This window comes from Pseudomonas sp. PDM24, assembly GCF_019218905.1.
Classification (GTDB): domain Bacteria; phylum Pseudomonadota; class Gammaproteobacteria; order Pseudomonadales; family Pseudomonadaceae; genus Aquipseudomonas.
Genome location: NZ_JAHUWR010000006.1, coordinates 1 through 11,058 on the forward strand (window position 1 = coordinate 1; position 11,058 = coordinate 11,058).

Genomic DNA, 11,058 nt, shown 5'->3' on the forward strand with positions numbered 1-11,058 from the left:
ATCTGACCGAAACCAATGCCCCACTGACCACCAACGGCACCTTGACCATCAGCGACATCGACAGCGCCGCAACCTTCGTCGCCCAACCCAACACCGCCGGCAGTTACGGCCAATTCTCCATCGGCACTAATGGTGCCTGGACCTATGTCGCCAACTCCGCCCACAACGAGTTCGCCGCTGGCACCACCTACACCGACACTTTCTCAGTGAGCAGTGCCGATGGCACCCTCACTTCGGTCACCGTGCATATCCTCGGCACCAACGATGCCGCCGTGTTGTCCGCCGACATCGCTAACCTCACCGAGACCAATGCCCCACTGACCACCAACGGCACCCTGACCATCAGCGACATCGACAGCGCCGCAACCTTCGTCGCCCAACCCAACACCGCCGGCAGTTACGGCCAATTCTCCATCGGCACCAATGGTGCCTGGAGCTATGTCGCCAATAGCGCCCACAACGAGTTCGTCGCCGGCACCACCTACACCGACACCTTCGTCGTGAGCAGTGCCGATGGCACCCTCACTTCGGTCACAGTCCACATCACCGGCAGTAACGACGCCGCCGTGTTGTCCTCGGCCAACATCGTGCTGACCGAAACCAATGCCCCACTCACCACCGGCGGCAGTCTCACCGTTAGCGACATCGACAGCCCGGAAACCTTCCAGGCCCAATCCGGTACCGCCGGCGCCAACGGAACCTTCGCCATCGATGCCGCGGGTAACTGGAGCTATACCGCCAACTCGGCCTTCGACGCACTCAATGTCGGCGACAACCTGAACGACAGCTTCACGGTACTCAGTGCCGACGGCACCGCGACCTCGGTGACCGTCACCATCAAAGGCAGTAACGACGCCGCAGTGCTGTCCTCAGCCAGCGTCACGCTGACCGAAACCAATGCCCCACTCACCACCGGCGGCAGTCTCACCGTTAGCGACATCGACAGCCCGGAAACCTTCCAGGCCCAATCCGGTACCGCCGGCGCCAACGGAACCTTCGCCATCGATGCCGCGGGTAACTGGAGCTATACCGCCAACTCGGCCTTCGACGCACTCAATGTCGGCGACAGCCTGACCGACACCTTCACGGTACTTAGCGCCGACGGCACCGTGACTGCGGTGACGGTGACCATTAACGGCAGCAACGACTCGCCAACAATCACCTCCAACGGCGGTGGTACGACGGCTTCGGTCAGCGTGGTGGAGAACAGCACGGCAGTTACAACGGTGGTAGCAACCGACGTTGATCTTCCGGCACAAACCCTGAGCTACAGCATCGTCGGCGGAACGGATGCCGCGAAGTTCTCGATCGTTTCAGGCACAGGCGCGCTGAGCTTTGTCTCTGCGCCCAACTTTGAAGCGCCGGCTGACTCGGGAACCAACAACGTCTATGACGTTATTGTTCGGGCGTCGGACGGCACGCTGTTTGACGACCAGGCGATCTCGGTGACCGTGACGGGCGTCAACGACAACAGCCCGGTGATCACCTCCAACGGTGGTGGTGCGACGGCTTCGGTCAATGTGGCGGAGAACAGCACGGTGGTCACGACGGTGGCAGCGATCGACGCTGATCTGCCGGCGCAAACCCTGAGCTACAGCATCGTCGGCGGAGCGGATGCCGCGAAGTTCTCGATCGTTTCAGGCACCGGCGCGCTGAGCTTTGTTTCTGCACCCAACTTTGAAGCGCCGACTGACTCGGGAATCAACAACGTCTATGACGTGATTGTTCGGGCGTCGGACGGCACGCTGTTTGACGACCAGGCGATCGCGGTGACCGTGACGGGAGTCAACGATAACTCCCCGGTGATCACCTCCAACGGTGGTGGTGCGACGGCTTCGGTCAATGTGGCGGAGAACACCACGGCGGTCACGACAGTAACGGCGACCGATGCTGATCTTCCGGCGCAAACCCTGAGCTACTCGATCCTGAATACGGCCGGGACGGACTTCAGCAAGTTCTCGATCAGTTCAAGCGGGGTGCTGACGTTCAATTCGGCGCCGGATTACGAGAATGCCCAGGATGTCGGTGGTGCTGACGGTGACAATGCCTATGTTGTGGACGTTCTGGTGGCCGACGGCAATGGCGGAACCGACACGCAGACAATTACGGTAAACGTGCAGAACGTAGTTGAGACTCCAGTTGATACCGTGGCGCCGACTGTGACAGTGACGGGGACAGCCTTAGGGAATGTGATCACCCCTTTCCCTTCAACGTCGACAGTCACATTCCAGTTCAGTGAGGTTGTGAGCGGTTTCGACCTTTCGGACGTCACGGTAACAACAACGAGCGGAACGCCCCGCGGAACCTGGAGTAACTTCACGCAGGTAGACGGCGATACCTACACGGCAACGCTGACTAGAACACAATCCGGTAGCGTGAAAGTCGACGTTACCGCGAACAGCTACGCCGATCTGGCGGGTAATGCGGGTGCTGCCGGAAGCAGTGCAAACCTTCCGGCAGGCGTTGCCGGCGAACCCATCAATCTAGCCCTCATTACTCCGTCGAGCGATATCAGCGGCCCGATAACGGTTTCAATCAGCGGTGTTCCCTCGGGATGGATATTCAATGCGGGAACCGACAACGGCGATGGCACCTGGACCGTGCAGACCAGTGATCCTGGCGCATTGACGGTGACAACCCCAAGCGACTTCGCGGGAGCGTTGGTGCTTGATGTCAATATGTACTGGAGCAATAGTGACGGCAGCGACGGTAGCGCTTATGTGTTCAACAACATCGAAGTCTATGCACCCGACGCGCCAATCTTCGCCTTGTCCGCTGACGACAACCTGACTGGCTCGTCCGGTGCCGACACTTTCGTCTTCGCCCAGCCGATCGGCAACAACCAGATCTACAGTTTCGATGCCACGGCGGACAAAATCGACTTGATCGGCTTCCCGGGCATCAACAGCTTTGCTGACTTGAGCATCACTAACGACGCCAACGGCAATGCGCTGGTCAGCATCGGATCCGGCCAGTCGGTCACCCTGAAAGGTGTCGATGCGGCGGACGTGAGCGAAGCGAACTTCCAGTTCGATGTGGATCCGGTCATGACCAATACCGGTACCCTCACCATTGCCGACAGCGCGATCATGCCGTTCGGTGGCAGCATTCATAACAGCGGCACCATCGAACTCGGCTCCACAGGCAGCGAGACCAATCTTGAGATTCTGTTCCGCGGTGCAACCTTGACCGGTGGCGGCCAGGTACTGCTATCCGACAGCGCGCAGAACGTGATTTTCGGTGGCAGCGCCGACACCGTGCTGACCAACGTCGACAACCGCATTTCCGGTGCCGGCCAGTTGGGCGCCGGGCAGTTGGTGCTGGTCAATGCGGGGTTGATCCTGGCCAGCGGGCTGAACAGCCTGGTGCTCGACACCGGCACCCACACCATCACCAACAGCGGCGTGCTGGAGTCCACGGGTGAAGGCGGAATGACGGTAGCCAGTGCGGTCGAAAACTCCGGTCACTTATGGGCCAACGGTGGCGACATGCGCCTGCTGGCCGACGTGATGGGCAACGGCAGCGCCACCATCGACGGCGACGCGACCCTGACCTTTTCCGGCGCAGCACACGGGTCCGTCGCCTTCCACGGCGAAGGCGCAGGCACACTAGTAATCGCACAGGCCGAAGCGGCAGGTTCCTTGGTCGGCATCCTCGGTCTGGAAAGCGATGACATGCTGACCTTCGGCGATCTCGCCTTCGGCGCCAACACCCAGCTCAGCTACAGCGCCAACGCCTCTGGCAGCGGCGGCCTGCTGACGGTGGACGACGGCATGCACCGGGCCGAGGTGAACCTGCTAGGGCACTACACAGTGGAGGACTTCCAGGTCACCGACGGCGAGGCCGGTACCCAAGTCAGTTACAACGGAGCATCCAGTGGCACACTCGTGGGCAGCATGGCGGCAGACGTACTCAGTGGCGGCGACGGCAACGACATCCTGGCGGGCCGTGGTGGGGAGGACACGCTCAGCGGCGGCGCGGGAGCCGATATGTTCGCCTATCTCAACGCGGCGGAAGGTGGGGACACCATCCTCGACTACAACTTCGCCGAAGGCGACGCGCTCGACCTCTCCGCACTTCTCAGCGCCAACTTCGTTAGCGGTATCAGCCAGGCGTCCGACTTCGTCCAACTGACGCAATCAGGCAGCGACATCACCGTGAAGGTGGATGCCGACGGTGCAGCCAATGGTACGAACTTCGCCGATGTGGCGGTTCTTGCCAACACTGGCACGAGCGGTACCGATCTGGTGCGCACCTGGTTTGGGGAGGCTGACCATACGCTGACGGCTTGATGTTGGGCTGGAGTTGAATCCACCGCTGCAGACAGCCACAAAAAAGCCCCACCAGATCACTCTGCGTGGGGCTTTCAAATAGGTGGTGTCCCAGGGCAGGTTCGAACTGCCAACCTTCCCCTTAGGAGGGGGATGCTCTATCCAATTGAGCTACTGAGACACAAGTCGCCCGCAAAGGAATGCGCAGCGATGGACGGCGTGCATGTTAACGGGCAGGCCCGCTTTTGTCATGTCGTCCGTAGGGCTTTTTAAGTGTAGGCAGACGCCTCACGAGAGCGTGGCTTTGTTTACCGTGCAATTTGCATCACTGCAAAATGCCATCATTGCAAAATGCAATGCAGACCCTTTGCAAAAATATCTTAATTCATTGTTTTTAAAGGATTTAATAGTCGTTAAACTTTTGGCATGCGGGCTGCTTCGACTGTTTTCAACAAACATAGGAGATCAGCCCCATGAACAGCGCGCTTTTAATCGCGAACGCGGTCGCTTTGGCGGTTCTGTTGGGTTTTCATTTCTTTCCTGAAAACGACGCTACGACAATTGCTCAACGCATACCTCATTACCTGCAGCTGCAAAAAACGCCTCAATTGGCAGTCACGAACGATCAACGCAGTGTTGTCGGCCAAGAGGTGAGCCAAGAGACTATTCAGTTGCGCACACAGTCTTTCGAACGCTTGGTATTTTGAAATCCCCCCATCAGGAGCACAGCATGTCCAAATCAGCCGCAGGATTTTTCGTCCTCGCCTTACTGAGTGGCATCCTTCATTTGTCATTGGTCGGGGACACGGTCGTCACCCTGCCCCTGATTGCTTGCGCCGTGTTCGGTGCTCTGTTCGTGCTGGCGCTGATCGCCGGGCGCAAGATCAAGTTCGATCCGGTTTTGCGCTGAGGTTCAGCAGCTCCAGAAGATTGGCGACAGTTACAGTAAGGTCGCCGGAGTTATCGAGTCGACAGATCTGCATACCTTCGATTGACTCATCAGCCGTAAACAGCGCATTACGGCGCAGTCTTGCTTCAATTTCTGCCGGGCTCTCACGCCCCCGCCGTAAAAGGCGCTCGCGCAGGGCTTCATCCTTGACCGTCAATAGCACCGGCAATAGCTTGGGATAGCGCTGTTGCGCTTCTGCCAAGTGCCCGCGCGAACCGTTGATCAACACATCGCGACCATCCGCGAGCCATTGGTCTACGCGCACAGGAATACCGTAATTGAGCCCATTGGCCTGCCACGACAGCGCAAAATCCCCTTCGGCCCTGCGTTGTTCGAACTCTTCGCGGGACACCTCGATGGCGTCTTCACCCAACGATTCCGCCGAGCGTGTGATAACGCGACGCACGACTTCACAATTGCGTGCGCGCAGCGGCTCGCGAGCAGCTTCGATAAGGCTGTCCTTGCCGGATCCCGAAGGCCCCATTAAATAAATTAGCCTGCCACCCATCCTGAAATCATCCCGCGCCATATGCCCAGACTAGTAAATCGGCCATTTGCCACTATCCTGTATAAGATAAGGAACAAGGATCGACCCCGCATAGCATGCACCTTCAGGCGTCTTCGGGCATCACCTGTCGGGCAAGAGGACGCGGTCAGTCATTCGGACTCATGGATTATTTTCAAACCAGTCCGCATTTCTGGTAATAGGTGCTGGCATTAAGCCTTTACCCAGATCAATATTTGTCACAGAATTGACGCCAATGATCTGGCTAATTTGAGGCATGATGCGCGCCTCTATCAATTCAGGTTGAACATTTGGCCGGAGTGCTTGTCCTATCTGACATCCTGCGGCCTATCCCGAGAACCGCTCCCCTGAACTAACCGGTTAAATATATGCGCCCATTGAAACAGGCAATTTATTCCAGCCGTACGGCTGACAAGTTCGTCGTACGTCTGCCAGACGGAATGCGTGAACGCATTGCCGAGGTGGCTCGCAATCATCATCGCAGCATGAACTCCGAAATCATCGCGCGCCTTGAGCAAAGCCTTATTCAGGAAGGCGCGTTGGGTGAAGAGTTGAGCATGCGCCTGGACAGCCCCGAACTGTCTTTGCACGAACGCGAACTGCTGCAGCGCTTCCGCCAGCTCTCCCACCGCCAGCAAAACGCTCTGGTTTCGCTGATCGCCCACGACGCCGAAATGGCCGCAGACGCTTCCTGATTCATCCCGAAAGCTCAAGCCAGCGTAATTGCTGGCTTTTTTTTGCCTGAAATTTGGCTAAAAAAAACCCGCCGATTGGGCCCAGACTTGTAGGAGCCAGGCTTGCCGGCGAAGGCGTCCTTAAGAGCGCTTTCGCCGGCAAGCCTGACTCCGAAAAGCGGCTTGCTCAGGCGGGTTGTTTTTTGAAGCAGGACGTTAAAGCAGGAAAATCGTCGCCAGCCCGAGGAAGATGAAAAAGCCGCCACTGTCAGTCATGGCCGTGATCATCACACTGGCACCCATTGCCGGGTCGCGCCCAAGCCGCGCCAGGGTCATCGGAATCAAAACCCCCATCAACGCCGCAAGCAGCAGATTAAGCGTCATGGCGGCGGTCATCACCACGCCCAGGGACCAACTGCCATAAAGCAGATAGGCCACCACACCAATCACGCCGCCCCAGACCAGACCATTGATCAAGCCGACCGCCAACTCCTTGCGCATCAGCCGCGAGGTATTGCCGGTACTGACCTGGTCCAGCGCCATGGCCCGAACGATCATGGTGATTGTCTGGTTACCCGAGTTGCCACCGATACCGGCAACGATCGGCATCAATGCCGCGAGTGCTACCAGTTTCTCGATGGATCCTTCGAACAGGCCGATCACCCGGGATGCAATGAACGCGGTGATCAGGTTTATCGCCAGCCAGGCCCAACGGTTGCGCAGGGACTTCCAGACTGATGCGAAAATATCTTCTTCTTCACGCAGACCCGCCATGTTGAGAACTTCGTTTTCGCTCTCTTCACGAATCAGGTCGACCATTTCATCGATGGTCAGACGACCGATCAGCTTGCCGTTCTTGTCGACTACCGGCGCCGAGATCAAGTCGTAACGCTCGAACGCCTGAGCGGCCTCGTAAGCGTCTTCATCCGGATGAAAACTCACCGGGTCGCTGGCCATGACTTCCGACACCTGTTTTTCCGGGTCGTTGACCAGCAGACGCTTGATCGGCAACACGCCCTTGAGCACGCCGTCGTAATCGACCACGAACAGTTTGTCGGTGTGGCTTGGCAGTTCTTTGAGACGACGCAGGTAACGCAAAACCACTTCGAGACTGACATCCTCACGGATAGTCACCATCTCGAAGTCCATCAGCGCACCGACCTGCTCCTCGTCATAGGACAACGCGGAGCGGACGCGCTCACGCTGTTGATTATCGAGGGTTTCCATCAGCTCGTGGACGACGTCTCGCGGCAGCTCGGAGGCCAGGTCAGCGAGTTCGTCGGCATCCATGTCCTTGGCCGCCGCCAGGAGCTCGTGATCATCCATGTCGGCGATCAGGGTTTCACGAACCGAATCGGATACTTCGAGCAGAATGTCGCCGTCGCGATCAGCCTTGACCAATTGCCAGACCGTCAGGCGATCGTCCAGCGGCAAGGCTTCGAGGATGTAGGCAACGTCGGCGGAGTGCAGATCATCGAGCTTGCGTTGCAACTCGACGAGGTTTTGCCGGTGAACCAGGTTCTCGACCCGGTCGTGATGCGGACCTTCCTGGCGATGAGTCAGGTCTTCGACCACTCGCTGGCGCTGCAGCAGCTCAACGACTTGAGCGAGGCGGTCCTGCAAGCTTTCCTGCGTTTTCTTTACTTCAACTTCAGACATAGGCGAACTCCACTCCCAGCAGCGGGGCACGCCGGAAGGATCAATCAGTCAATTCATGATTGTAAAAACGGGGTAACGAGTAACTACTGGGTAAGTCCATGGAGGTATTCCACAAGCCCCGGCGGGGCTGACGGGCGCAATGATAACACCGCCTGACGGTTTTAAACGTTAAAAAATCGCGGCTGAAACAAGTGCTTGCGAGATAAACCTGAGCGCCATCCTGATCCATGAAACTGCGACGACTCATCCTGAAAAGAAAACACACCACCGCCTGAAAATGTAATGACTACCCTTGATGAAGACCGTCATGGAGGACGTCGAATGCCATCGATTGCTCAATATTTGCTAGCCGCCCTGCTCTGCCTGCCGCCCCAGGTGCTCGCCACGACCGTTCACCGGTGCGAAGCCGCCAATGGGCACATCACCTTCACAACCTTGAGCTGTACGGCAGGAGAAAGCCTCTCAGCACACGACGTACGCACGTTCCTGCCAGGCAGCGTGACGGCCCTGATGCCTGAGGCCGAGTCTCGCGAAACATCAGGTACGAAATTGCAAAGAAGAGAGCCGACGGTGGTTGGTCAATCCGAAGGCAGATGTGGAGATCTGCTCAGCGCGAAGGAACGCCGCATAGCGATCATCAATCAGCGGGTCGTTGCCGGCATGAGTCAGCAGGACGTCGAAAGCGCCCTCGGCAAACCCGACAAAATCACCACCCGCAACTCAGCCATAAGCTATCGCTACGACAACAAGCGAGGGCGCAGTGCTCATGTCGAGTTCGACGAGAAAGGTTGTACTAAAGGAAAAGCCAAATCGCAGACGGCAAAAAGCCCGCGTTAAACGCGGGCTTTTTGGTGTTTGGTGCACTCGACAGGATTCGAACCTGTGACCGCTCGGTTCGTAGCCGAGTACTCTATCCAGCTGAGCTACGAGTGCATTTGTGTTTTTATACCAGATCACAACTGGTTGAAGCCAAGTTATTCACATTACTGCAAACAACTCTTAAATGGTGCACTCGACAGGATTCGAACCTGTGACCGCTCGGTTCGTAGCCGAGTACTCTATCCAGCTGAGCTACGAGTGCATTTGTTGCCGCGCATTATAGGCCGTTAAATCTTTTTGTAAAGCACTTTTTCTAGTAATTTCAACAACTTACCGAAGAAGCCAGATTACAACGTACTACGCAAATAATGGCGGAGAACGGGGGATTCGAACCCCCGACACCCTTTTGAGGTGTACTCCCTTAGCAGGGGAGCGCCTTCGGCCACTCGGCCAGCTCTCCGCAACACGGGGCGTATCTTAACCAACCTTTTCCCCGTTTGCAAACATAAAAAACGATAAAAATTAATGGCTTGGTTCTTCGTCCTTCTCTTTCTTTATACGCAGGTAAATTTCTTCACGATGCACAGCAACCTCTTTCGGGGCGTTGACACCGATACGCACTTGATTTCCTTTTACGCCGAGCACGGTCACAGTGATTTCGCCATCACCAATAATCAGGCTTTCTGCGCACCGACGAGTCAGAATCAGCATACCTTTCTCCTCACGCATTTCATTTCAGGGACAACAGTCTGCAAAAAAAAGGCATTCGACCTACAACCGGAACGATCGCAGCCCTACATGCCTGAGTATTGACTAGCGCGAGCAAAAGAACAGTTTTGGTACGCGCCATTCAAAAAAACGAAGGGCGCGGTCAGACCGCGCCCTTGGGGGAACGTATTACTCGCCCTGTCGGGCTGGCGCATCCAGTTCGAAAGCCGTGTGCAGAGCGCGCACAGCCAGCTCCAGGTACTTCTCTTCGATCACCACGGACACCTTGATTTCCGAGGTCGAGATCATCTGGATGTTGATGCTCTCTTTCGCCAGGGATTCGAACATACGGCTGGCCACACCTGCGTGGGAGCGCATGCCGACGCCGACGATCGAGACCTTGGCAATCTTGGTGTCGCCAATGACTTCACGGGCACCGATCTCGCGAGCAGTGTTTTCCAGCACGGTTTGCGCCGCCTGGAAGTCATTGCGGTGCACGGTGAAGGTGAAGTCGGTGGTGTTATCGTGCGCAACGTTCTGCACGATCATGTCGACTTCGATGTTCGCGGCACTGATCGGGCCGAGAATCTTGAACGCCACGCCCGGGGTGTCTGGCACGCCACGGATGGTCAGCTTGGCTTCATCGCGGTTGAAAGCGATGCCGGAAATGATCGGCTGTTCCATGGTTTCCTCTTCATCAATAGTAATGAGGGTGCCCGGACCCTCCTTGAAGCTGTGCAGTACGCGCAGCGGAACGTTGTACTTGCCGGCGAATTCCACCGCACGGATCTGCAACACCTTGGAACCGAGGCTGGCCATTTCCAGCATCTCTTCGAAGGTGATCTTGTCCAGGCGCTGAGCCACGGACACCACACGCGGATCGGTGGTGTAGACGCCGTCGACGTCGGTGTAGATCTGGCATTCGTCAGCCTTCAGGGCTGCCGCCAGCGCCACGCCGGTGGTGTCGGAACCGCCACGACCGAGGGTGGTGATATTGCCGTGCTCGTCGACGCCCTGGAAACCGGCGACAACCACCACACGACCGGCCTTCAGGTCACCGCGAATCTTCTGGTCATCAATCTGCAAGATACGCGCTTTATTGTGCGCGCTATCCGTCAGAATCCGTACCTGATTGCCGGTGTACGACACCGCTGGCACGCCACGCTTGATCAGTGCCATGGCCAACAGTGCAATCGTCACCTGCTCACCGGTGGATACGATCACATCCAGCTCACGAGGAACCGGCTGGCCGTCGCCACTGATTTGCTTGGCCAGATCGATCAGACGGTTGGTCTCGCCGCTCATTGCGGACAGCACAACCACCAGGTCATCGCCCGCCTCGCGGAATTTCTTAACCTTGTCGGCGACCTGCTCGATTCTCTCGACAGTGCCGACTGAGGTGCCTCCAAATTTCTGTACGATCAAAGCCATTTCAAAGCCGCCTCTGCCCAT

9 protein-coding genes and 4 tRNA genes are annotated in these 11,058 nt (G+C 57.3%); 5 read left to right on the top strand and 8 right to left on the bottom strand.

Annotated features, from left to right (window positions below; genetic code table 11):
* On the top strand, positions 1-4,292 hold a 4,292-nt coding region (locus KW837_RS19495; protein WP_218398044.1), incomplete at its 5' end, for an S-layer family protein.
* Positions 4,293-4,375: 83 nt separating this feature from the next.
* Here KW837_RS19495 and KW837_RS19500 read toward each other — a convergent pair.
* Positions 4,376-4,452, bottom strand: a tRNA-Arg gene (locus tag KW837_RS19500).
* A gap of 292 nt (positions 4,453-4,744) precedes the next feature.
* Here KW837_RS19500 and KW837_RS19505 point away from each other — a divergent pair.
* Complete coding sequence (locus tag KW837_RS19505; RefSeq protein ID WP_192344439.1) at positions 4,745-4,978, top strand: hypothetical protein; 234 nt, start codon at positions 4,745-4,747, stop codon at positions 4,976-4,978.
* A 23-nt stretch (positions 4,979-5,001) separates the two neighbouring features.
* Positions 5,002-5,181 (top strand): PA3371 family protein, encoded by a 180-nt coding sequence (locus tag KW837_RS19510; RefSeq protein WP_063342836.1) that lies wholly within the window; start codon positions 5,002-5,004, stop codon positions 5,179-5,181.
* Here the strand turns inward: KW837_RS19510 and phnN are convergent.
* On the bottom strand, positions 5,156-5,728 hold the full coding sequence (gene phnN / locus KW837_RS19515) for a phosphonate metabolism protein/1,5-bisphosphokinase (PRPP-forming) PhnN (protein WP_218398563.1): 573 nt from the start codon (positions 5,726-5,728) through the stop codon (positions 5,156-5,158). The genes KW837_RS19510 and phnN overlap by 26 nt on opposite strands.
* A 386-nt stretch (positions 5,729-6,114) precedes the next feature.
* On the opposite strand from phnN, the gene KW837_RS19520 reads away from it, so the two are divergent.
* A complete protein-coding gene (locus tag KW837_RS19520) occupies positions 6,115-6,441 on the top strand; it encodes an Arc family DNA-binding protein (RefSeq protein ID WP_003178899.1) in 327 nt (108 codons plus the stop codon).
* Positions 6,442-6,636: 195 nt separating this feature from the next.
* Here the strand turns inward: KW837_RS19520 and mgtE are convergent, their stop codons facing one another.
* Positions 6,637-8,079, bottom strand: coding sequence for a magnesium transporter (gene mgtE / locus KW837_RS19525; protein WP_192344437.1), 1,443 nt, complete (start codon positions 8,077-8,079; stop codon positions 6,637-6,639).
* A gap of 321 nt (positions 8,080-8,400) precedes the next feature.
* On the opposite strand from mgtE, the gene KW837_RS19530 reads away from it, so the two are divergent.
* On the top strand, positions 8,401-8,916 hold the full coding sequence (locus KW837_RS19530; RefSeq protein WP_218398045.1) for a cell envelope protein SmpA: 516 nt from the start codon (positions 8,401-8,403) through the stop codon (positions 8,914-8,916).
* A gap of 19 nt (positions 8,917-8,935) precedes the next feature.
* Here KW837_RS19530 and KW837_RS19535 read toward each other — a convergent pair.
* From KW837_RS19535 to KW837_RS19555, 5 genes are all read right to left on the bottom strand, one after another.
* Positions 8,936-9,012, bottom strand: a tRNA-Arg gene (locus KW837_RS19535).
* Between the two features lie 71 nt (positions 9,013-9,083).
* Positions 9,084-9,160: transfer RNA gene (locus tag KW837_RS19540), tRNA-Arg, on the bottom strand.
* A gap of 107 nt (positions 9,161-9,267) precedes the next feature.
* Positions 9,268-9,358 (bottom strand) — tRNA-Ser (locus KW837_RS19545).
* A 62-nt stretch (positions 9,359-9,420) separates the two neighbouring features.
* Positions 9,421-9,609: a carbon storage regulator CsrA gene (gene csrA, locus KW837_RS19550; RefSeq protein WP_002554426.1), complete on the bottom strand. Its 189-nt coding sequence runs from the start codon at positions 9,607-9,609 to the stop codon at positions 9,421-9,423.
* A 186-nt stretch (positions 9,610-9,795) separates the two neighbouring features.
* Complete coding sequence (locus KW837_RS19555) at positions 9,796-11,037, bottom strand: aspartate kinase (protein ID WP_038979429.1); 1,242 nt, start codon at positions 11,035-11,037, stop codon at positions 9,796-9,798.
* Between the last annotated feature and the right edge of the window lie 21 nt (positions 11,038-11,058).